This is a genomic window from Treponema sp. TIM-1 (assembly GCF_046533115.1).
Lineage (GTDB): Bacteria > Spirochaetota > Spirochaetia > Treponematales > Breznakiellaceae > JAIRMO01.
In genome coordinates this window covers 279090-299243 of sequence record NZ_JAJQRC010000001.1, presented here as the reverse complement: position 1 = coordinate 299243, position 20154 = coordinate 279090, and the positions used below count along the sequence as shown (strand labels likewise).

The 20154-nt window shown below is 51.8% G+C and carries 26 protein-coding genes, 1 tRNA gene and 3 pseudogenes; 17 read left to right on the top strand and 13 right to left on the bottom strand.

Annotation, left to right across the window (positions count from 1 at the left end):
• Positions 1-6: 6 nt before the first annotated feature.
• From LQZ21_RS01365 to LQZ21_RS01330, 8 genes are all read left to right on the top strand, one after another.
• Complete coding sequence (locus tag LQZ21_RS01365) at positions 7-186, top strand: hypothetical protein (protein ID WP_411042340.1); 180 nt, start codon at positions 7-9, stop codon at positions 184-186.
• Complete coding sequence (locus LQZ21_RS01360) at positions 167-1153, top strand: Gfo/Idh/MocA family protein (RefSeq protein ID WP_411042338.1); 987 nt, start codon at positions 167-169, stop codon at positions 1151-1153. Before LQZ21_RS01365 ends, LQZ21_RS01360 begins: the two co-directional genes overlap by 20 nt.
• The gene (gene deoC, locus LQZ21_RS01355; protein WP_411042336.1) at positions 1150-1890 is read left to right on the top strand and encodes a deoxyribose-phosphate aldolase; all 741 of its coding nucleotides are present in this window, start codon (positions 1150-1152) and stop codon (positions 1888-1890) included. The genes LQZ21_RS01360 and deoC overlap by 4 nt, the downstream gene beginning before the upstream one ends.
• Before the next feature lie 88 nt (positions 1891-1978).
• Positions 1979-2650 (top strand): ABC transporter transmembrane domain-containing protein, encoded by a 672-nt coding sequence (locus LQZ21_RS01350; RefSeq protein WP_411042334.1) that lies wholly within the window; start codon positions 1979-1981, stop codon positions 2648-2650.
• Positions 2647-3087, top strand: coding sequence for an ATP-binding cassette domain-containing protein (locus LQZ21_RS01345; protein ID WP_411042332.1), 441 nt, complete (start codon positions 2647-2649; stop codon positions 3085-3087). Before LQZ21_RS01350 ends, LQZ21_RS01345 begins: the two co-directional genes overlap by 4 nt.
• On the top strand, positions 3063-3383 hold the full coding sequence (locus LQZ21_RS01340; RefSeq protein ID WP_411042330.1) for a hypothetical protein: 321 nt from the start codon (positions 3063-3065) through the stop codon (positions 3381-3383). The genes LQZ21_RS01345 and LQZ21_RS01340 overlap by 25 nt, the downstream gene beginning before the upstream one ends.
• Positions 3384-3487: 104 nt before the next feature.
• Complete coding sequence (locus LQZ21_RS01335; protein ID WP_411042328.1) at positions 3488-5572, top strand: methyl-accepting chemotaxis protein; 2085 nt, start codon at positions 3488-3490, stop codon at positions 5570-5572.
• A gap of 17 nt (positions 5573-5589) precedes the next feature.
• The gene (locus LQZ21_RS01330; RefSeq protein ID WP_411042326.1) at positions 5590-5841 is read left to right on the top strand and encodes a hypothetical protein; all 252 of its coding nucleotides are present in this window, start codon (positions 5590-5592) and stop codon (positions 5839-5841) included.
• A gap of 87 nt (positions 5842-5928) precedes the next feature.
• On the opposite strand, the pseudogene LQZ21_RS01325 reads toward LQZ21_RS01330, so the two are convergent.
• The 11 genes and pseudogenes from LQZ21_RS01325 to LQZ21_RS01275 all read right to left on the bottom strand — a co-directional run.
• A pseudogene (locus LQZ21_RS01325) lies at positions 5929-6009 on the bottom strand (SEC-C metal-binding domain-containing protein); the annotation flags it as partial.
• 1089 nt (positions 6010-7098) lie between these two features.
• Positions 7099-7266, bottom strand: a pseudogene (locus tag LQZ21_RS01320) (DnaJ domain-containing protein); the annotation flags it as partial.
• A 14-nt stretch (positions 7267-7280) separates the two neighbouring features.
• Positions 7281-7709, bottom strand: a complete 429-nt coding sequence (locus LQZ21_RS01315) for a hypothetical protein (protein WP_411042325.1) — start codon at positions 7707-7709, stop codon at positions 7281-7283.
• A complete protein-coding gene (locus LQZ21_RS01310) occupies positions 7706-9388 on the bottom strand; it encodes an Hsp70 family protein (RefSeq protein ID WP_411042323.1) in 1683 nt (560 codons plus the stop codon). The genes LQZ21_RS01315 and LQZ21_RS01310 overlap by 4 nt, the downstream gene beginning before the upstream one ends.
• Positions 9385-10035, bottom strand: a complete 651-nt coding sequence (locus LQZ21_RS01305; RefSeq protein ID WP_411042321.1) for a nucleotide exchange factor GrpE — start codon at positions 10033-10035, stop codon at positions 9385-9387. Before LQZ21_RS01305 ends, LQZ21_RS01310 begins: the two co-directional genes overlap by 4 nt.
• Before the next feature lie 111 nt (positions 10036-10146).
• A complete protein-coding gene (gene trpA, locus LQZ21_RS01300) occupies positions 10147-10938 on the bottom strand; it encodes a tryptophan synthase subunit alpha (protein WP_411042319.1) in 792 nt (263 codons plus the stop codon).
• Positions 10931-12115: a tryptophan synthase subunit beta gene (gene trpB, locus LQZ21_RS01295; protein WP_411042317.1), complete on the bottom strand. Its 1185-nt coding sequence runs from the start codon at positions 12113-12115 to the stop codon at positions 10931-10933. Before trpB ends, trpA begins: the two co-directional genes overlap by 8 nt.
• A complete protein-coding gene (locus LQZ21_RS01290; RefSeq protein ID WP_411042315.1) occupies positions 12112-12804 on the bottom strand; it encodes a phosphoribosylanthranilate isomerase in 693 nt (230 codons plus the stop codon). The genes trpB and LQZ21_RS01290 overlap by 4 nt, the downstream gene beginning before the upstream one ends.
• Positions 12791-13609: an indole-3-glycerol phosphate synthase TrpC gene (trpC, locus tag LQZ21_RS01285; protein ID WP_411042313.1), complete on the bottom strand. Its 819-nt coding sequence runs from the start codon at positions 13607-13609 to the stop codon at positions 12791-12793. The genes LQZ21_RS01290 and trpC overlap by 14 nt, the downstream gene beginning before the upstream one ends.
• Positions 13606-14640 carry an anthranilate phosphoribosyltransferase gene (trpD, locus tag LQZ21_RS01280; protein ID WP_411042312.1) on the bottom strand — a complete coding sequence of 345 codons (1035 nt, stop codon included), beginning with the start codon at positions 14638-14640 and terminating at the stop codon, positions 13606-13608. Before trpD ends, trpC begins: the two co-directional genes overlap by 4 nt.
• A 353-nt stretch (positions 14641-14993) precedes the next feature.
• Positions 14994-15332: a helix-turn-helix domain-containing protein gene (locus LQZ21_RS01275; protein WP_411042310.1), complete on the bottom strand. Its 339-nt coding sequence runs from the start codon at positions 15330-15332 to the stop codon at positions 14994-14996.
• A gap of 284 nt (positions 15333-15616) precedes the next feature.
• Here LQZ21_RS01275 and LQZ21_RS01270 point away from each other — a divergent pair, with 284 nt between their 5' ends.
• On the top strand, positions 15617-15796 hold the full coding sequence (locus LQZ21_RS01270; RefSeq protein ID WP_411042308.1) for a hypothetical protein: 180 nt from the start codon (positions 15617-15619) through the stop codon (positions 15794-15796).
• A 118-nt stretch (positions 15797-15914) separates the two neighbouring features.
• The gene (locus LQZ21_RS01265) at positions 15915-16277 is read left to right on the top strand and encodes a hypothetical protein (protein WP_411042307.1); all 363 of its coding nucleotides are present in this window, start codon (positions 15915-15917) and stop codon (positions 16275-16277) included.
• Positions 16278-16784: 507 nt separating this feature from the next.
• On the opposite strand, the gene LQZ21_RS01260 is transcribed toward LQZ21_RS01265, so the two are convergent.
• On the bottom strand, positions 16785-16946 hold the full coding sequence (locus LQZ21_RS01260; protein ID WP_411042306.1) for a hypothetical protein: 162 nt from the start codon (positions 16944-16946) through the stop codon (positions 16785-16787).
• Positions 16947-17204: 258 nt separating this feature from the next.
• Between LQZ21_RS01260 and LQZ21_RS01255 the strand changes: the two genes are divergently transcribed.
• From LQZ21_RS01255 to LQZ21_RS01225, 7 genes and pseudogenes are all read left to right on the top strand, one after another.
• The gene (locus tag LQZ21_RS01255; protein WP_411042304.1) at positions 17205-17552 is read left to right on the top strand and encodes a helix-turn-helix domain-containing protein; all 348 of its coding nucleotides are present in this window, start codon (positions 17205-17207) and stop codon (positions 17550-17552) included.
• A 250-nt stretch (positions 17553-17802) separates the two neighbouring features.
• Positions 17803-18102, top strand: a complete 300-nt coding sequence (locus LQZ21_RS01250; protein WP_411042302.1) for a type II toxin-antitoxin system RelE/ParE family toxin — start codon at positions 17803-17805, stop codon at positions 18100-18102.
• A gap of 2 nt (positions 18103-18104) precedes the next feature.
• Positions 18105-18392, top strand: coding sequence for an addiction module antidote protein (locus LQZ21_RS01245; protein WP_411042300.1), 288 nt, complete (start codon positions 18105-18107; stop codon positions 18390-18392).
• 143 nt (positions 18393-18535) lie between these two features.
• A pseudogene (locus LQZ21_RS01240) lies at positions 18536-18673 on the top strand (type II toxin-antitoxin system HicA family toxin); the annotation flags it as partial.
• An 8-nt stretch (positions 18674-18681) separates the two neighbouring features.
• On the top strand, positions 18682-18879 hold the full coding sequence (locus tag LQZ21_RS01235) for a type II toxin-antitoxin system HicB family antitoxin (protein ID WP_411042298.1): 198 nt from the start codon (positions 18682-18684) through the stop codon (positions 18877-18879).
• A 254-nt stretch (positions 18880-19133) separates the two neighbouring features.
• Positions 19134-19322, top strand: coding sequence for a type II toxin-antitoxin system HicA family toxin (locus LQZ21_RS01230; RefSeq protein ID WP_411042296.1), 189 nt, complete (start codon positions 19134-19136; stop codon positions 19320-19322).
• Positions 19322-19726: a type II toxin-antitoxin system HicB family antitoxin gene (locus LQZ21_RS01225; protein ID WP_411042294.1), complete on the top strand. Its 405-nt coding sequence runs from the start codon at positions 19322-19324 to the stop codon at positions 19724-19726. Before LQZ21_RS01230 ends, LQZ21_RS01225 begins: the two co-directional genes overlap by 1 nt.
• Before the next feature lie 272 nt (positions 19727-19998).
• On the opposite strand, the gene LQZ21_RS01220 is transcribed toward LQZ21_RS01225, so the two are convergent.
• A tRNA-Glu gene (locus LQZ21_RS01220) sits at positions 19999-20070 on the bottom strand.
• Between the last annotated feature and the right edge of the window lie 84 nt (positions 20071-20154).

Below are 20154 nucleotides of genomic sequence, written 5' to 3'. Positions count from 1 at the left end.
TACCATATGGATGCTATTATCCAAAAAATTATCAAAACCCGGTATACCGGAACCAATGATGAGAAGAAAGCGGACACCATAGCCCAGGAATGGCTCCTGAATGGTTTGCCTGAAAGTCCCCGTTCAGCCAAAATCGCCAGAACCACTGGTCTCTGCAGTTATCCTGATGAAGACCGGAATACTTAAGATTGGATTGGTCGGTCTGGGCGGCATAGGGCAGGTACATCTTGCTACCTATCAACACCTGGAGGACTGCGAAGTGGCGGCGATCTGCGATCCCTCGGAAGCAGGACGGGATCGGGCGAAGGCCAAGGGTATCCCCTGTTATGAAGATCTGGAGTCTCTGCTCAAGGCCGAGACCGTCGATGTGGTGGACATCTGTGTTCCCTCCTTTCTTCACCGGGACTGCGTCATGGAGGCCCTGGGACGGGGCCTCCCGGTGATCTGTGAAAAGCCCCTGGCCTTTAGCGGCGCCCATGTCCGGGAGATGTACGGCCTGGCGGAACAGAAGGGGGTACCTCTTTTTGTGGGCCATGTGGTACAGTTTCAGCCCGCTTCCCAGGTGCTTCATGCCATGGTGGAGGACTGCCGTTTTGGCAAGGCCCTGGACGCGGTTTTCCTGCGTCTCTCTGCCTGTCCCCAATGGGCCGCCGGCGGCTGGATCTTCGACAAGAAAAAAAGTGGCCTCCTCCCCTTTGATCTCCACATCCACGATTTGGACCTCATCATAAGCCTCTTTGGAAAGCCGGAAAGCTGCGAGGTCTTTTCCGGCGGCCGTGAGGGGATCGGCTACCGGGAATATTACCGTTTCCTTTACCGTTATCAAGGCCTCAATGTCTGTGCTGAGGCGGCCTGGTACAATGCAGATATACCCTTTACCGCTTCCTGGCGGGTGTATTTTGAAAAGGCCCTGGTAATATACGATGGTAATAAGCTTATCGCATATAAGGATGAGGGTCCGCCAGAGGAATTCGACATTGAGGAGAAGATCAAGGTTTCCACGGGGATCAACCTTCCCCCCACAGGTATCTTCTATGAGGAGTTGGGTCTGTTTCTGAACCGCATCCGGATGGGGGATAAAACCTTGTACCGCCGGGACGAGATAAGCACCCTTATCGATATTCTTGAAAATATTACCCAGGAGTCGCCATGAATACCATTACCGCTTTGGACATTGCAAAGATGATCGACCATTCCTTACTCAACCCGAAATTTACCCGGCAGGAAGTAGAGGCGGGCTGCCATCTCGCGATGGAATATAAGTGCATCACCGTATGTGTAAAACCCTGTGATGTCTCCCTGGCCTATGGTACCCTGAAGGATTCGGGGATAATTACCACCACCGTCATCGGCTTTCCCCATGGGAGCAGCCTGACGGAAATAAAGGTTCTGGAAACCAGGCGGGCCATCGAACAGGGCTGCGGCGAGGTAGATATGGTGATGAATATAGGCCGCTTCCTTTCCGGTGATTATAATCTGGTGCAGGATGATATTCAGGCGGTCAGCGCGGAAGCCCACCGGGCCGGGGCCCTGGTAAAGGTTATCTTTGAAAACGCCTATCTTACAGCGGAGCAGATAAAGAAAGCCTGCGAACTTGCGGTGGCCGCCAAAGTGGATTTTACCAAGACTGCCACGGGTTACGCCCCCTATGGGGCGAGGATCGCCGACCTTAGGATCATGCGGGCCCATACCCCGCCCGGTATGCAGGTAAAGGCCGCCGGCGGGGTCCGGCAGCTTGACGATGCCTTGGCGGTCCGGGCCGTAGGGGTCAGCCGTTTCGGTTGTACCACGACAGCAAAGATGATACAGGAAGCACGGGAACGGGAGGCCAGAGGAGAACTTATCGTTCCCGCCGCCGATAATGTACAGGAGTTGGCTTACCTCAGATAGTCAAACCGGATAATCAAAATAGTAGAAGTATCGGGTATGCGCCTCTTAAGCGAGGACAGCAAACTACAACTACCAGCCCTTCTACGCCATGGTGGATTTCGGCTCCTCCACCGGGGTCCTCCCCAAAAACACCCCGAAGACCTTCACTGCCGGCCGATACGGTAATCCGCTCATCGGTATCGGGGCCCTCTGCTTTATCGACTGGCGGCTTGCCCTGATCATCGCCGCGGTGGTGCTGATCTCGGTGCCCCTGACCCTGCTGGGCTGGTACGCGATAAACCACATCGGGAAAAAACACCACGCGGCGATCAACGAGGCCAACTCCCAGATGCTGGAGTACATAGGGGGTATCAAGCCGATTAAGGCTTTTAACATGGGGGGCGGCAAGTTTCAAAACTTCCGGGAGGCGGCGGACAACTTAAAGCGGATAAGCATACGGCAGGAAGCCCTGATCGGGCCCGTTGCGGGGCTGGCCGGGGCCATACTCCACGCCGCCCTGCCCGCGGTGATGGTCCTGGGAACCTGGTTTCTTTTAGGGCAAGTTCCCGGACAGAACCTTTCCGCGGAAGTCCTCATCATGTTCCTCGTGGTGTGTATGCGGATCTGCGATCCCCTGCTCATGGCCTTTGTTTTTATCAGCGAGATGCTCTACATAACCGTTTCCGCCCGGCGTATTCAGGAAGTGATGGACGAAAAGCCCCTGAGCGAACCGGCGACCCCCGCTCCAACAACGATTACACGATCCATTTTGACCGGGTGAATTTTGTCTACAACCAAAAGCAGGTTCTGTTCGATGTTTCCTGCGAGATGAAGCCGGGCGGCATGACCGTTCTGGTGGGTCCGTCTGGTTCAGGCAAGTCCACCATGACACGGCTTATCGCCCGCTTCTGGGACACGGACAGCGGAACCATTTCCATAGGCGGCGTCCCCATCAAAGACATGACCGGCGAAGGGCTCCTCTCCCAAATATCCGTGGTATTTCAGGACGTGTACCTTTTCCACGATACGATTACCGCCAATATCGCCCTGGGCCGCCCGGAAGCCAGCCGGGAAGAAATTGAAGCCGCCGCCAAAGCCGCCCACTGCCACAACTTTATCAGCCGCCTCCCCGGGGGTTACGACACCGTAGTGGGGGAGGGGGGCAGCACCCTTTCCGGGGGCGAGAAACAGCGGTGTCCATCGCCCGGGCCATTTTGAAAGACGCTCCCGTCATCTTACTGGACGAGGCCACCGCCAGCCTGGACCCGGAAAATGAGATTTTAATTCAGGCGGCCCTGTCCCGCCTGGTGGCGAACAAAACCCTGGTGGTCATCGCCCACCGGCTCCAGTCGGTAAAAAACGCGGACCGGATCATCGTGCTGGAAGAAGGCCGGGTGGCGGAACAGGGCGCCCACGACGAACTTGCGGCGGGGGACGGAATCTACGCCCGGATGTGGCAGGAACAACAAAAGGCAAAGAGCGGGAAATTCGCCGCGGCAATGCCTTTTTCTTGAACGCATGACGGCAAAGGCCGATATACATACTTTTGTTCTGTCTGGTACATTTTCTCCTTTCCTGTTATGATGGTTTCAGTCATTGTTGCAAAGGAGAGCTGTCCATGACAAAGAAACACGCATCCCTGGCTTTTCAGATCTTGGTATTGTGTTTGATTCCGGTGATTCTTATCTCCATTGTTCTTTCAGCCGTTTTTATGTCCAATATCAACAGAATTACCGAGGAGAATCTCCGTTCCACGGCGGAGATAACCATGCGGTATCTCAATGCGGATATACAGCATGCCCTTTCTCCGTCTCTTGCCATGACCAGCCATACCGCGGCCGCGGCCCATGCTATTCCCGGCCGCGAACTGATGTTTGACATTTTTTCAAACATATTACGGGACAATCCTGACGCCATAGATCTGTATTTTGCCACCCTGGTATCCCAGACCCGGCCGGACGGCTACTTTGTGGACGGCAGTGGATGGACGCCCCCTTCCGACTGGGATCAGACCATACGCCCCTGGTTTATTATGGCCTTGCAAAATCCGGATACCACCATTATGACCGAACCTTTTCTTGATTCGTCCACCGGCGGCATCATCATTAGCCTTGCCCGGACATCCAGAAACCCCGCGGGGGAGATCATCGGAGTTACCGCCGCGGATGTGCTGCTGGATAAACTGCGGGATATTGTGGGTTCCCGGAAAATCACGGAGGATGGAAACACCTATCTGATTGACGGGGAGGGAACCTTTATTGTCCACCCCCATGCGGATTATGTGATGGCAAAAAATTATTTTGAGGAATCCGGATACGCCCTTGAGAAGGATAACATTCTATCGGCGGATGTGCGGGTTTCTTTTTATGGGGATATGTTTGTCTGTTCCGCTCCGGTGCCGGGAACCAGGTGGTTTCTGGTTTCCGAAGGGTCTTTGGTTTCCCTCCGTGACGCCTCTGCCCGGCTTCTGCGGATGGTGATCCTTATCGTGTTGATGTTGGCCCTCATTGCCAGTGTGGCCGCCCTGATTTTCAGCCGTGCCCTGACGGCTCCCTTTAAGCATCTGGTAAGTTCCTTTAATGTTATCGCCGGGGGAGATTTGACCGCCGCGCCTCCGGACTATGCCTCTCGGGAGGCTTCCGCCCTTTCCACGGGGTTTAACCAGTTTGCCGAAGGGATCAGCGCCCTCGTAAAAAGGATCAAGGACTCTTCCCGGCGAATCGGCAGCGTGGCGGACGACCTTTCCCGGTCAATTTCCGTGACACAGGAAACGGTTTCCGCGGTAAAAGATGCGGTAGCATCGATACGGACGGATATCATCCGGGAAAACGAGTCCATCATCCGAAACGAATCATCGGTAACCCAGGTGATGGATGAAATAGAACGCCTGGACGGAAAGATCCGGGAACAGAGCGGGCAAATCGGGGGGGCCTCCTCGGCGGTAGAGGAATTGGCGGCGAGCATACATTCCATAGAAAACAACATGGTGAGTACCAACAACCATATTCAGGAACTGGTTCGTTCTTCCCTTGAGGAAAAGCGGCGGCTTTCCGAAACGGCGGCGGCCACAAGGCTGGTGGAACAGGAATCCCAGGCCCTGGCGGAAATGAACAAGGTTATTTCCGATGTGGCGACGCAGACAAACCTGCTTTCGATGAACGCGGCGATAGAGGCGGCCCACGCGGGGGAAACGGGGAAGGGCTTTGCCGTGGTGGCCCAGGAGATTCGCAAACTGGCGGAAACCACCGCGCAGCAGGCAAAAAGTTCCGGGGAAGCGTTGTTATCGGTACAGAAACGGATCAAGGAAATCGCCGAATCCTCCTCCCATGTGGAGCAGTCCTTTGACGGTATGATCGATCTGATTCATCAGGTGGAGAAGCTCTCCGGGGATTTGAAAAACGCTGTCGGAGAACAGGACGGCGGCTCCCGGCAGTTATTGGAGACCATTAACGTTCTTAACGCCATAACGCGGGATGTGGAAAGCGGGGCGGCGGCGATGAAGAACAGCGCGGCCAGCGCGGTAGAAGCGTGCCGGGACCTTACGGAGTTGAGCCGGAGTGTGGACGACAAGGTATCCCGGTGCGAGGAAGGCGCCGGGGCGCTGGGCGCCAATTCGGAATTGGTGGTTCAGGCGGCGGAACACGCCAGGACGGGGGTGCGGGACCTGGAAGATTCCGTGAGTCCTTTTAAGGTGAGGGGTTAAAGGAGTTTCCGGAAACCATGGACCCGGAAAACGAGATTTTAATTCAAGCGGCCCTGTCCCGCCTGGTGGCGAACAAGACCCTGGTGGTCATCACCCACCAGCTCCAGTCAATAAAAAACGCGGACCGGATCATCGTGCTGGAAGAAGGCCGGGTGGCGGAACAGGGAACCCACGATGAGCTTGCGGTAGGGGACGGAATCTACGCCCGGATGTGGCAGGAACAGCAAAAGGCAAAGAGCGGGAAATTCGCCGCGGCGGGGACGGCGTGAAAAAAATCCATCAGTAGTGCGGATTCTAGTCAACAAAGCCCCGCAGGCTTTACCGGGGAACAGTCCTTTACGATACGATCCGCAGCTTCACGCCCCGCAGCATCGTTTATATTTTTTGCCGCTGCCGCAGGGGCAGGGGTCATTACGGCCCACTTTTGGTTGGGTGCGGCGGATAGGCTGTTCCTGCGCAGATTCCGGATCTTCATCATTTATACCGGCTTGAGTTTTTAATTTGTTATGTTTTTTTAAACGCTGATACAACATCTTATCCGGATCGCGGGTACGCAGCACTTCCTGAAAAAAAGAATAGTGCAGCGCGTAGAGTTCGGGAAACTCCTGTCTTAAACGCCTAATCTGCGGCTCATAGATATTTCTTTCTTCGAGAATGATGCACTCTATAGTCATAATCTCAAGCTCGTCATCATCTTCTTCAAATTCAGCATTTAATATTCTGAAAAGATCGCGGAAAATTTCAGAATACTTTTTTTTCACCAAGCCTTCGATTTCGAAATTCAGCCGTATCACCTCAAGCTTACTCCAGGCTGGTTCAACATCCATATCCGAAAGTAAATCGGCTATTTCCTTTAGTTCAGGATAAAAACCCGCCAGGCCGTTGCTTGGAATAAGCTTCAGTATTTCTTTAAAGGCATACAGGCCTTCATCCCGCCCATTCTGACCACAGTCACGGATCAGGCGGATAATCTCCCGCAAATGGCCTCTGGCAATTTCACTTTTTTCAATGCCACCGCTCATAAACGCATGGGCATAAAGGATGATTTTTTTCCATTCATCGGTTTTGGTGTCTTTGACTGCCTCAAGAGCTTCATCGCTAACATGTTGCAGTTCATTCCAAGAATTCGGATCGTTTCTTAAACCCAGGATGGTACAGGAAATAAGCAAAAACCAGCTGTCCATGGAAGTACGGTCCAACGTGAGGGCGCGCCGTATTTCGGCAAGGGCTTTCTTGTTCCAGCCGCGGTCAATATAACTGCGGCTCAGTTCCCGGGCATAACGGGGATTCTCAGGATGCCTGCGGCAGAGTTCTTCCCAAACTTCGGCAGCTTTACCGGTTTTGTCATCCGCCGAGAGGGATTCGGCATACTGTTCCCTGACATTGTCCAGTTCGGGATGACGTTTCAGTATCATTTGGTAAAATTCCGCCGCTTTATTGTACTTGCCGAAGCGATCGAACCATTGCGCCTCGTAGAAAAGGGGGGCAACGGAAGATGGCAGATCACCGATAGCATCGTATTCAGCCCGTTGCTCCTTGTCGCTGAGGGTTTCATAGGCGGCGCGGATTTCCTTGAATTCTTCGGGAAAACGATCGGGCTGATATTTGCGTACCAAGCCGAAGTACGCCCGCTTTATCTCATCATCCGCAGCGGTTTTTGCGACACCCAGCGTTTCATAATGGCTTTTTTTCACTTCAGTAAAAAGGGTCAAAAAAACCTCCAAAAGCACTTCCGTCGCCGGCTAAATTCGGCGAGGGCATCCGCGGCAAGTCGGTTACCGCGGTCTTTTGTTAATGCCCTGGCAAAACAATCCGCCGCCCGGCCATAATGTTTTGCCAGCGCCCAAAGGCAGCCCTGTATGTTAAGAAGCCGTACACTTTGATGGGGAACCCCTTTCGCCGCCAAAGCCGCCGCCTTCCACTTCTTTTGCCCTGCAAGTATAGTAAACCTTTCCGGCTCCGGCATCCCCCCAAGCTCATACCGGCAAATTTCCGCAAGACGCGCCGCATCACCAAGCCCCGGATCCAGGATATGGGCAAAGGACCCATAGTGGAGGGCGGCAGTCAAATTTCGCTGTTCCGCCGCCGCAAGACCCAGCAGGTAATAGCGCCTCCCAATCCCCTCCGTAGTGGTCATAACAGTTTTTCCAATTTTTCCAGCGCTTCAACCATAATCAGTAATTCGTCCCGATACTCTTCGGCTTGTTCTTTGTTCTTTAACAGAATCGCCTCCTTGATCCGCCGCACGAGGAGGCTCACGTCGTCACCCAGATCTTTGCCCGAAGCGATAAGCTTTTCCGCTTTACGTATCAGGGGACGAAACTGCCGGGCGCCCTCCGCCTGCTCCCATTTCGACAGATCCAAAAGAGGCTTGGCCTTTACCCCGGTGGTACTGATTTCCGCGAAAACCTGCTTGCCTGTGGAAACTACGCTTGCCTTTACCTGGAGGATACCGTTCATGTCATAGCCGAAGCTTACTTCAATTTGTTCCTTTCCCCGCTTGGCGGGGGGAATTCCCTTGAGGCTGACCTCCCCGAGCCGCTCGTTATTATCCGGATCCGAGGACTCCCCCTGATACACGTCGATGATTACCTTCGTCTGGTAATCGGCGGCGGTCGTGTAGATCTTCACTTTTTCCGTGGGAATCGTGGTGTTCCGGGGAATCAGGGGATCAAAGACCGGCCGCTTACCGAGGAGGCCATCCTGCAATGGTGCCGTCCCCAAGGTATAGGGGCAGACATCGGTCAGTACCAGATCTTCGTTGTTAATGCTGCCCTCAAGAAGCCCTGCCTGAATCGCCGCACCCCGGGCCACCGTCAAATCCGGATCCACCAGAGAGCGGGGAACCGCACCAAGGGTTTCCTCCACCAGTTTTTTTATACAGGGGATCCGGGTGGAACCCCCTACCAGAAGAATAACCTGTAAATCCTGGGGGGTCAATTTCGCATCCTCCAGGGCGCTTTTCATGGGGTCCCGGGTGGAATTGACCTTCTCCGACACCCAAGCTTCAAAATCCTCCCGGCGAACGGTCTTTTCTACCGAAACCGGCTTTCCGTCCTTGCTGGTCAAAAGAAAGGGGAGGGAAACCTTATACTCATCCTGGCTGCTCAAAGCGATTTTACAGTCCTCCGCAGCTTTTTTCAGCCGCATGAGGGCCCGTTCATCCTTCGCGGGATCGGCGAGATGGCTCATGATGATTTCATCAAAATCTTTACCGCCCAGGTGATTGTTGCCGCTGCTTGCCTTCACATCAATGACCCCTTCAAAAAGCTCAAGGACCGTAACATCCAGGGTACCGCCACCCAGATCGTAGACCAACACATTTTTACATTCCTTGAGATTTGAAAGGCCGTAGTCCAGGGCCGCCGCGGTGGGTTCATTGATGATCCGTTCCACATGCAGGCCCGCAAGCTCCCCGGCCTTTGCGGTTGCCCGCCGCTGTACATCGGTAAAATAGGCCGGTACGGTGATCACCGCCCGGTCAATTTTTTCTTTCAAGCTGCTTTCAGCGCATCGAACCAGGTAGGAAAGAAGCATGGCCTGAATCTCCTCCGGCGCGTACTCCTTGCCATGGGCTTTGAGTTTTTTACCGCTGCCGGTGAGGCGCTTTACCTCCATAAAGGTACAGTCGGGCCGGGTAAAAAGATATTCGGCGGCTTCCTCGCCTACGAGAACCGTTCCATCCTGCCCGATATACACTACCGAAGGGGTAACCAGCTTTCCTTGGGTATTAGGAAGCAGCTTTGGGATTCCATCAACAATACAGGCAATTTCCGATGTGGAGGTTCCTAAATCTATGCCCACTATTTTGCTCATTCGCCGAATTCTCCTTCTGGTTTATGTTGATACTCAATTTCATCTTCGATTTTATCCGGATCGTAATCCCCGGCTTCGGCATTCGCTGCTTCCGTTTCCCCCGCCCCATCCTGCTGCCCTTGACTCACCACTACCGCGGCCTTCCGCACCAGAATGTCCCTATATAGGTAGCCGCTTTGCAGTACCTGAACCACCTGCTCGGGGGGGAACGGCGATTCGACGCTTGCCTTGACCGTATGAATCTGCGGATTCAGGGGCTGTCCTTCCTCCCCAAAGCGGAATATACCGCAGTTTGAAAGGATGGATCCGGCATTTTCCCACAGAATACGCGCCTGATGGTTCAGTTCTTCGCTGCCACTCTGCCCCGCATAGGTACAAAAATCTTCAAGCAGGTCGACGAGGCCTATTGCCGCCAGAACCAACTGGTTCGCCCGGGCCTTTTCGGCATCCACCCGCTTCTGCAAGCCCTCCTGCTCTTTTACCAAATCATAAATTTCTTCGATTTGCAGGGAAACATCGGTTTGCCGCTTGTTGAGTTCCGTCAACAGGTTCTGACCTGCCGCCGCAAGTTCCACAAGTTCGTATTGGGGGAGTCTCCCGGTCTCGCCGGAGAGTAATTTGTTAAGTTCGGCTTCAAAGTCCAACATAGGCTAAAACAAGCCTTTGACCGGAGCGGATAACATGATCTTAATTTTATCAGAAGGAATAATTATGCTCAAGTGGCGTATTACCTCATAATTATTCCCGTATACGGGTCCCTAGGATCCAATCGCCTCTTTCATTCCCTTAACATATTCGTAGATAGGTTTCCCCGCGGCTTCGCCATGGTCCTCGATAATTTTGACGATAGCACTTCCCACGATGATTCCATCGGCGATGCGGGCGATCTCCGCCGCCTGGGTGGGTGTATGGATGCCGAAACCCACGGCCGCCGGCAGCCGCGGTGCGCCGCCCTGGGTCTGAGCCTTCTTCACCAGGGCGATAATGGCGGCCAGGTCGGTGGTGATCTCCCCGCGAACCCCCGTGACTCCCAGGGACGACACCAGGTACAGAAATCCCGAGGCGGTCCGGACGATTTCCAGAATCCGCTCCTCCGATGTGGGGGCGATAAGGGAGATAAGGTCCACCCCGTAGCGGGCGGATATGTCCCGAACTTCCCCCTGTTCCTCAAAGGGCAGGTCAGGGATGATGATCCCATCCACCCCGGTATCCCGGCATCTTTTGAAAAAGCGGTCATAACCATAACTGAACACCGGATTCAGATAGGTAAGAAACACCAGGGGCGTTTCGATGTTCCGCCGCAGCTTTTCTACCAGGTTAAAGAGTTTGTCCGTGGTGGTTCCCGAGGAAAGGGCACGGATATTGGCCCGCTGGATCACCGGGCCTTCGGCGATAGGGTCCGAAAAGGGGATACCGATTTCCACCAGATCCGCCCCGGCCCTGACCATCTCAAGGACAAAGGCTTCGGTCTTTTCGATGCCGGGGTCCCCGCCGGTCACAAATCCGATAAAGGCCTTGCCGTTTTGAAAAGCGTTAGTAATACTACTCACTGATTAACTCCCCGCGATACTTTGCGATTGCCGAAACATCCTTATCCCCCCGGCCGGAAAGACAGATGATGATATTCTCGTCCCTGCCCAATTTGGGCGCCAGGATCCTGGCATGGGCCAGAGCGTGGGCGCTTTCGATAGCGCAGATGATCCCCTCGCTGCGGGCCAGGTACTCAAAGGCAGAGACCGCCTCCTCGTCGGTGACCGGCACATACTCCGCCCGCCCCGTGTCGTGAAGATACGCGTGTTCCGGTCCTATCCCCGGGTAGTCCAGCCCCGCGGAGATCGAATACACCGGGGCGATCTGCCCATCCCCGTTTTGGCAGAAGTAGGACTTCATCCCATGGAAAATCCCCACCCTTCCCCGGGCCATGGTGGCGGCGTGCTGTTCCGTATCGATCCCGCTCCCGGCAGCCTCGCAGCCGATGAGCCGTACGGCCGTGTCGGGGATAAAATGATAAAAAAGTCCCATGGCATTACTGCCGCCCCCCACACAGGCGATCACCGCGGCGGGGAGTTTCCCCTCCCGTTCCAGGATCTGTCCCCGGGCCTCCCGGCCTATGACGCTCTGGAAATCCCGGACTATGGTGGGGAAGGGGTGGGGGCCCATCACCGATCCCAGCACATAGTGGGTATCGGCGACCCGGCTGACCCATTCCCGCATGGTTTCGTTTACCGCGTCCTTGAGGGTCTGAGTACCGGAAGTAACGGCATTCACCTTGGCCCCCAGGAGCTTCATGCGGTACACATTCAGGGCCTGCCGCTCGGTGTCCTCCTTCCCCATGAAAATTTCACAGTCCATAGCTAAAAGGGCCGCGGCGGTGGCGGCGGCAACCCCGTGTTGTCCCGCCCCGGTTTCGGCAATGATCCGGGTCTTTCCCATCTTCTTTGCCAGCAGGGTCTGACCCAGAACATTGTTGATCTTGTGGGACCCCGTGTGATTCAGGTCCTCCCGCTTCAGATAAACCTTCGCCCCCCCCAGATCCCTGCTCATCTTTTCGGCATAGTACAAAAGGGATGGCCGGCCGGCATAGTCCTTTAGGAGCCCCCTCAGTTCCGCCTGAAAATCAGGATCTTCCTTATAGTGGTTATATACCTTTTCCAGCCTGATGATCTCGTTCATCAAAGTTTCGGGGATATACTGCCCGCCATAATCACCAAATCTGCCTTTTGTCACCGCTTTAACTCCTCCCGTATTCGTTTGACCAACGCTATCATTTTTTCCCGGTCTTTTATCCCGCCGGTTTCCGCGCCGCTCGAGACATCGATGGCGAAGGGCCGGTATATCAGCGCCCGGTCAAGGGTATCTAGGGAAACACCCCCCGCCAAAAACCAGGGCTGTCCAAGGACCGGAACGCGGTCCCCTCCGGCCTGTTCCCCCGTCCCGGGGCCCAACAGGTCCCAATCAAAGGCTTGCCCCGTACCGCCGCCTCCCCGGTCAAGGAGCAGGTAATCCGGCGTTCCGGCGTCCCTGACCTCCGGGCTGGTGGAAGTATCCCGCCAAGGTTCAAGATCGGCGGCGCCCTCCACCCGCACCGCCTTGATCACCGGGACCGGACCCCGGCCGGTCCCGGCGGAAAGTTCCTTGAGCCGGCGAATATAGGCCCCGTCCTCATCACCATGAAGCTGGGCCATATCGAAAAGTCCCTCCTGGTAGCGGCGGGTAATTTCCTCCGGCGGGGCCCGGACAAAAACTCCCACCGGAATAATCCCCGCCGCCAGCCTTGACCGCAGCCGGGCGGCTCGTTCCGCACTAACCCGGCGGCGGCTGGGGGCAAAGACAAAGCCGATAAAATCAGGGCCGGCCTCATTGGCATACTCGACATCCTCCTCCCGGAAGAGACCGCAGATCTTAATTTTCGTCATAATCGCTTCCCCGGCCCCGCAGTTCCGTCAGGAATTGTTTTTTGTCCGGTGAGCGCATCAAGGCCTCGCCGATAAGTACCGCATCCATCCCCAGTTCCCGCAGAACCTGGATATCCGCCGCCGCCCTAACGCCGCTTTCGGAAACCGCCAGGCAATCCGGCGGGACAAGTTTCCGAAGCCGGCCGGTAATCCCCGGATCAACCTGAAAAGTTTTAAGGTCCCGGTTGTTGATTCCGATAATCCGGGCCCCTGCGTCCAGAGCGGATTGTATTTCCTCCCCATTATGGACTTCGACAAGGCAGGAAAGGCCCAGGGTATCCGCAATGGTAATATATTCCCGTAAAGAGGAGGTTTCAAGGAGGGCGCAGATCAGCAGAACTGCCGAGGCCCCCAGGATTTTTGCCTGATAAATCTGATAGGGGTCCACGGTAAAATCCTTGCGGAGCAGGGGGACCTTCACTGTTGCGGCGATATCCCGCAGGTAAGCGTCGCTGCCTAAAAAAAACTCCGGTTCGGTAAGCACCGAAATAGCCGCCGCCCCAGCCTCCTCGTATTCTCCGGCAATTTGTAGGTAGGGAAAGTCTTCGGCAATGAGCCCCCGGGAGGGAGAGGCCCGCTTCACTTCACAGATGAACGAGAGTCCCGGTGCGGAAAGGGCCCGGTCAAAAAGTAGGGGAGGCGCGGTATTCCCCGATGGCGTGCCGTCCGCCGCCAACGCGGCCTCCCGCAGCGCCCCCAGGGGCAGCGTCTCCTTGGCCCGGGCAACCCGCCTATGGGCCGCGGCGGCAATCTCGTCCAGGATCACAGAACCCCCGCCTGTTCCCGTTCCGGGACAACAGAAAGCTCGATAAACTTTTCCAACTGGGCCCGGGCCCTGCCGCTGTCGATGGTTTTCCGGGCGATCCCCACCGCCTCATCCATGCTCAGACCGGGCCGGGCAATGTAGATCGCCGCCGCGGAATTGAGCAGTACCGCATCCCGTTTGGGCCCCTCTTCCCCGGATAAGATCGCCCTGGTTATCGCCGCGTTATCCGCCGGGGAACCCCCGACCAGGTCTTCTTTACTGCAGCGTTTCAGGCCGAACTGTTCAGGCTCAATGGTGTAGGACCTAAGCGCCCCGTTCCGCAATTCACACACGCTGGTAGGGGCGCTGACGGATATTTCATCAAAGCCATCCTGACCATAGACCACCAGGGCGCTTTTCACCCCCAGATTGGCAAGTACCCGGGCCATGGGTTCAATCAGGTCCGCATCGTAGACCCCCAGCAGTTCCATGTTCGCCCCTGCGGGATTCACCAGGGGTCCCAGGATATTAAAGATCGTCCTAATCCCCAGTTCCTTCCGTACCGGGGCCACATACTTCATGGAGATATGGTAGTTCTGGGCAAAGAGGAAGCAGAGGCCGATACCCTTGAGCAGTTCCAAACTCCGCTCCGGGGAAACGGTAATATCCACCCCCAGACTTTCCAGCACATCCGCGGCCCCGGACTTACTGGAGGCAGCCCGGTTCCCATGCTTCGCCACGGGAATCCCCGAGGCGGAAATAACCATCGCCGATGTCGTAGAGATATTAAAGGAGTTGGAAAAATCCCCGCCGGTCCCCACAATCTCCAGTACATCCATGTCGTGGAGGATACGGATACAGTGCTTCCGCATCCCTGCCGCCGACGCGGTGATCTCCTCGATAGTTTCCCCCTTCACCGCCATGGCCGTCAGAAAAGCCGCCATCTGAATCCCGCTGGCCCTTCCCCCCATAATTTCATCCATCACCGCCTCGGCCATGTCGTAACTCAGGTTCTCCCGCCGGGCCGCCAGAGCAATCGCTTCTTTGATCACGTAAAACTCCTTATACCTGTTTTTTTATACTCCCCGGCTAGGACCTCCACGCCGTTCAAATCGGGCTGACAGATCCTAGCACCCTTTGCGTATTGTTTCTATAAACAGAAACAATCTAATGTGTTTCTTTATATAGTAACAAAACTTGTTTGTCAAGCACCTGGGAAAAATTTCTTAAAAAATGCAAATTTGCGGATTCCCCTGATGCTGGGGAGTGATAAAATGTGTTATTTCCTTATCCTATAAAGAATTAGCGTTGCTGGTCGGTATTGGCTGATAACGTAAAAGCCGGGGGTAGCAGTTATGTGAGCAATAATATATTCTAACTTTCATTCACTTTTAAACTATCTTTTTTATTCTTTATCTTTCTGTAACTTCAATAATATTCTCGACTGTTCAACAAGACAATCCCGTAATGAACCGTCAAGACGGTTATATATATCCAATAACTTTTCCAATCTAATATCCGGAGGCGTGTCTATGAACATATCACCCTTTCCAGTTCTAATCCAGTCCTCATTGACGTTAAACTGTTTACAGACAATGAAAATAATCCTATCATTTACTTTCTTTTTCCCAATTTCAATATCACCGTAAAAACTTTTACTTACAAATATCCGTTCCGAAAATTCAACTTGAGATATTCCCAGTCTGGCTCTGATTTCTTTTATCCGCTCATATATGGTCTTCATATATAATCATAGTTCCCACAGCTTAAGATACCAGACAAACAGGATATAAACAAGACTTATCGAATGCGTATGATATTTTATACAGTTTATATATGACTAAAATTGTTAGAAATATTCATTTTATCCAGGCTGGTATCAGGGGGTTGACAGTTATATAGGCGGGTGATAAATTCCCTCTAAGCGGGTGTTTGTGGGATACCACCGTTAATTTTGAATATTTTCCGGTTTTTTTTTATATAATACCCGGTTTGTTTACAGACCGGAGACCAATGAAGGGGGTGATTATGAAAAATGAAGACACACAGGTTATAGATTTGACCAGTAATTTCGCGAACTTGAAGGATGAGAATAAAGAGAAGTTATTAGTAGTCGGGAAGAAACTTTTAAGTATTAAAAGTTTGGTGATGGATGAGAAGTCAAGAAAGGGAATACGGAAAGGAACGTTTGAGAATGAAAAACCATAACATTTCATTTACTTGATATAAGTCAAGTTCAAGCATAACTGAAGTATTTTTAAATTAAACTTTCGTATGAGAGTTTAAAAATATGTCGACGGACATAAAACGCGAAGGAGTTTCTATCATGAATAAGAAACTTACTATTTTGGTCATGTTGGTAACTTTGCTGGCATTGGGTTTGATGCTTGGTTCATGTGATAACGGAACAACATCCAATTCACAGACAAGAAAGTTCGAAGGGACATGGAAGCATCCTAATCCATCATCGGAAAATGCTACAATTAAATTTACCAGTGATTCATTTGTATATTCTTGGGACAATGGAAGCAAAAATGGAAGTTTTACATATGACGACACCAATATCGTGTTTTCTGTAAACGATGGTACTAAATGGTCAACAACCTATGAATTCAAATCTAAAACATCTATACGGTTTGAAAACGGAACAGGATGTTTTTGGTGGTATGGTGAATTTGAAAAGCAATAATAGAAATTTGTGACTATTTCAAATATATTGAAATACTTTGAAAAAAATGAACAACCCCGGAGCAATTCGGGGTAGAGCCTGTCATATTTTTTGTGTAAATGGCCTTCTAAAATTTAACCCTGAAATCCATATCCCTTTTTGAATAGAAAATGGTTTTCTTAATTCCTTGCCAGATATAGAATTACGAGAAACTTACCCGGCTTGCCCAGCCCTAAATATCGTAAAGAAAAATTAAGGGGAAGAAAAACCGCTCAAAATATGACAGGCCAAAACTTCAAATTACGGGGCGGCGTGAGACCACCCCATAAGACTTGTTTTATTTTACCGCAAAACCTACGCTCTTGGTATTGCTTTGATTGCCTTTGGAATCAACTGCATACACCTCTATGGTATAATCTCCTGCGGGAAGAGTAAAATAACCAAAATATCTTGTAAAAGAAATGGTTTCTATACGATCGTAGTAACGTCTCCACAGACTATTTTCAAACTCTCATACGAAAAGTTTACTTAACCTGATATTTTTATATTCCCATTCTCAAACTTCAATTTATCATTTTCTAACTGGTCAACATCTCTTAGATACCTTTCCCCGATACTCAATAGTTCGTCCTTCCCTTCGTCAGTCATTTGGTCGTAATTCTTCAGAAGAACTTCAATTCTGTCTGTCATAGACTACTCCTCCCTAGTCTTTTTTCGGGGTCGGATATTATATAAAAAAAATCCTCAAATTGTTCAAAATTTACCCCCTTTTCAAAAAAACCTCTATGCTGTCATAGTATAGACATCTAAGAGGTCTGTCAATAGAGTTATCCACAAAAAAATATTCTTTTTGATAGTTATCAGAAACAGAAATCGTCTACTTTTTCATACATTTTTGGTCAAATCCTGTCATTGAGTAATTCCTCATGGTCTGTTATTATTAAAGTCATGGACACCGTAAATGAACGGTTAAAGCAGATTAGAACGTCATTAGGTATGTCCCAAAGGGAATTTTCCAAACGAATATATATAACCCAAAGTTTCTACGGCGACATTGAACTGGGAAAGAAAAAATTAAACGACAGGATAATGCAACTCATATCAACTCAATTCAATGTCAACAAAGAATGGATTAAAACCGGGAACGGAGAGATTTTCAATTCGCCGCCGCCCGATATTAGACGTGAAAGACTTATTGAAATATATACTCAACTTCCCGAATGGCTACAAGATTGTTTAATTGAACAGTCAAGCCTACTATTAAAACAATATAAGAAACAAAGTAATTTAGAATAATCCGTTTTCAATTCTTATATCTCCCATGTTCAACCGCCCGGGGGCGGTTTTTTCATCTCCTAGGTGCGTCGCCTTCCGCATATGATGTTTTTTGGCTTGTAAAGTGCTTTTGCAAGCATTGATTCATTGCGAAGGGGTTTATAGTCCCCCATAAAGAAGCCCTGGACTGGCCCCCCATATGGCCTCCCATACCCCGGAAAACCCTGAAAAAAACCATTGACTTTAGTATTCCATAGGATACAATGAAGATATGATAACGATACGGGAAACAGGACAATTCAAAACCTGGATACGGAGTTTACAAGACCAGGTAACACAGGCGATTATCAACGCCCGTATCCGCCGTATTTCGGCTGGCAACTTTGGCGACAGCAAGCCGGTAGGGGATGGTGTCTCTGAATTGCGTATCGATTACGGCCCCGGTTTCCGGGTGTACTTCACTCAGCGGGGGCAAGAAATGATTGTTCTGCTTTGCGGTGGCGACAAGTCAACCCAGAGCAGGGATATAGAAGCCGCAAAACAGATTATTCAAAATCTTGAGGAGGTATAAGCATGAAACCAATCAAAACAACCGTATGGGATCCGGCGGAATATCTGGAAACGGAGGAACAAATAACCGCCTATCTGGATGATATTTTCAAGAGCGGTGATCCCGATCTTATCGTTACCGCAATCGGGGACGTTGCCCGTGCCCGTGGTATGTCGAAGATTGCCGATGATGCCGGCCGAGGCCGGGAAAGTCTCTATAAGTCCCTCTCACCGGGCGGCAATCCCTCCTTTGGGACAATCCTGAAGGTTCTGTCTTCTTTGGGGTTCGGTATACGCATTACTTCGCCATAAGAAAGCAGCGGAATATCTCAACAAAAAAGAGGCATTTCTTACCCCGACCGGGTTTTATTTCCTCGCACAATTTACCGTGTAAAGTTACTAAATTATAGAAATATGACGGCACGGGAAGTTATAGACAAGCTAAAGGTGTAGGATGGGCATTGGATAGAATCAACAGTTTCCACCATGTCTTTGTCAAAGCCGGCTGCTGTCCTGTTTCGGTTCCTTTTCATGGGAATAAAGACATAGGGCATCTTGCAAAAAGAATTCTCAAAGAAGCGGGGATAGAATAGGGGGGTATATGACCTACTACTGCACCATCGAGAAAGACGGGGATGAATATATAGCTCAATTTCCCGATATGACCAATATCGTTACCTGTGGGTTTTCCCATGAAGAAGCCCTGGCAATGGCAAAGGAAGCCCTTGACGGTTGTCTGGAGGCCGGTAAAGGACACTGTTATGCGCCCAAAGTCAATTTCCCGGCTGGGCCTCTTTGATTACCTCAAGCTGTTCGTTACCCCCCGTTACCGCCGCTGTGGTATCGGTATCACTGCCAAGGTTGACGGCCTTCAATACCGCGTCCTAGTAGTTGTCTGTGGTCAGAAAGCACCAGAAGTATGCCTATGGGATGACCAACCGGGATATCCAGAGCCATTTGGAACAGGTATATAACGTGGAGGTATCCCCCGGACCGGTAAAAACATTCTAAAAACCTCTTGTTATTTATACGCATAATGCGTATGCTTAGAATATGAAGTTTCAGGAAATTGAAAGGATGGTTTTGAACGATGGCTGGACCTTGAAAACCATTAAAGGTTCCCATCATCAATACATCCACCCGAAAAAGCTGGGCAAGGTAACGATCCCGTATCATTCCGGGGATATTGCGCCGGTGATTATCAGATTTATCCTGAAACAAGCAGGAATAGGGGGCAAATAATGAAACTTACATATCCCGCAATTTTCTATGAAGGTGAAGGCGGCTATGCCGTAGAGGTTCCCGATCTTCCCGGCTGCGTAAGCGGCGGGGCCTCTCTCGCCGAAGCTATCATCATGGGAACCGATGCCGCTTCCGGCTGGGTACTTACCGAACTTGAGGACGGCAAGCCCATTCCCAAGGCAAGCCCCATTGAAGCGATCCATCCCGAATCAGGGGGCTTTGTCAGTATTCTGGTACTGGATATAGACGCCTATACGGAAAAGTACGGCAACAAGGCGGTGCGGAAAAACCTAACCATACCCGCCTGGCTCAATACTTTTGCGGAAAGGAAGCATATTAATTTTTCCCAGGTGCTACAAGATTCCTTAACCGCAATCTATGAACGGGAGCATGCCGCTTCTTGAGGCCGCGGATCGCTCCGTTTCGACTCCCCGATAACCTGCAAAACCCATAAAAAAACCGCCCGGGGGCGGTTTTTCCCATCTCCTGGGGGAGTCGCCTTCCGGCCCGCAACATCCTGTTTCGGGCCCGAAGGCCGTCTCCGCAATCCCGGCGCTTCCGTGCGCCGCCGCTCTCCCGCAAGGCTTTCGCCTTGGCCTGATCCGCGGATCGCTCCGTTTCGACTCCCCGATAGCAACAAAACCCATAAAAAAACCGCCCTAGGGGCGGTTTTTCCCATCTCCTGGGGGAGTCGAACCCCCGTTGTCGGGATGAAAACCCGATGTCCTAACCACTAGACGAAGGAGACAAAAACAATTAAAAGTACCATACAAAAATTGATGAGCAATGTCAAGGATGGGATTTGATGGTCCCCTGCTTTACAGAATGCTCC

Excerpts from the sequence above, each read along its gene's own strand:
- LQZ21_RS01365 (WP_411042340.1), top strand. The coding sequence starts at position 7 with ATGGATGCTATTATCCAAAAAATTATCAAAACCCGGTATACCGGAACC.
- LQZ21_RS01360 (WP_411042338.1), top strand. The coding sequence starts at position 167 with ATGAAGACCGGAATACTTAAGATTGGATTGGTCGGTCTGGGCGGCATA.
- deoC (WP_411042336.1), top strand. The coding sequence starts at position 1,150 with ATGAATACCATTACCGCTTTGGACATTGCAAAGATGATCGACCATTCC.
- LQZ21_RS01350 (WP_411042334.1), top strand. The coding sequence starts at position 1,979 with ATGGTGGATTTCGGCTCCTCCACCGGGGTCCTCCCCAAAAACACCCCG.
- LQZ21_RS01335 (WP_411042328.1), top strand. The coding sequence starts at position 3,488 with ATGACAAAGAAACACGCATCCCTGGCTTTTCAGATCTTGGTATTGTGT.
- LQZ21_RS01330 (WP_411042326.1), top strand. The coding sequence starts at position 5,590 with ATGGACCCGGAAAACGAGATTTTAATTCAAGCGGCCCTGTCCCGCCTG.
- LQZ21_RS01315 (WP_411042325.1), bottom strand. The coding sequence starts at position 7,709 with ATGACCACTACGGAGGGGATTGGGAGGCGCTATTACCTGCTGGGTCTT.
- LQZ21_RS01310 (WP_411042323.1), bottom strand. The coding sequence starts at position 9,388 with ATGAGCAAAATAGTGGGCATAGATTTAGGAACCTCCACATCGGAAATT.
- LQZ21_RS01305 (WP_411042321.1), bottom strand. The coding sequence starts at position 10,035 with ATGTTGGACTTTGAAGCCGAACTTAACAAATTACTCTCCGGCGAGACC.
- LQZ21_RS01290 (WP_411042315.1), bottom strand. The coding sequence starts at position 12,804 with ATGACGAAAATTAAGATCTGCGGTCTCTTCCGGGAGGAGGATGTCGAG.
- LQZ21_RS01275 (WP_411042310.1), bottom strand. The coding sequence starts at position 15,332 with ATGAAGACCATATATGAGCGGATAAAAGAAATCAGAGCCAGACTGGGA.
- LQZ21_RS01270 (WP_411042308.1), top strand. The coding sequence starts at position 15,617 with ATGAAAAATGAAGACACACAGGTTATAGATTTGACCAGTAATTTCGCG.
- LQZ21_RS01265 (WP_411042307.1), top strand. The coding sequence starts at position 15,915 with ATGAATAAGAAACTTACTATTTTGGTCATGTTGGTAACTTTGCTGGCA.
- LQZ21_RS01260 (WP_411042306.1), bottom strand. The coding sequence starts at position 16,946 with ATGACAGACAGAATTGAAGTTCTTCTGAAGAATTACGACCAAATGACT.
- LQZ21_RS01255 (WP_411042304.1), top strand. The coding sequence starts at position 17,205 with ATGGACACCGTAAATGAACGGTTAAAGCAGATTAGAACGTCATTAGGT.
- LQZ21_RS01250 (WP_411042302.1), top strand. The coding sequence starts at position 17,803 with ATGATAACGATACGGGAAACAGGACAATTCAAAACCTGGATACGGAGT.
- LQZ21_RS01245 (WP_411042300.1), top strand. The coding sequence starts at position 18,105 with ATGAAACCAATCAAAACAACCGTATGGGATCCGGCGGAATATCTGGAA.
- LQZ21_RS01235 (WP_411042298.1), top strand. The coding sequence starts at position 18,682 with ATGACCTACTACTGCACCATCGAGAAAGACGGGGATGAATATATAGCT.
- LQZ21_RS01230 (WP_411042296.1), top strand. The coding sequence starts at position 19,134 with ATGAAGTTTCAGGAAATTGAAAGGATGGTTTTGAACGATGGCTGGACC.
- LQZ21_RS01225 (WP_411042294.1), top strand. The coding sequence starts at position 19,322 with ATGAAACTTACATATCCCGCAATTTTCTATGAAGGTGAAGGCGGCTAT.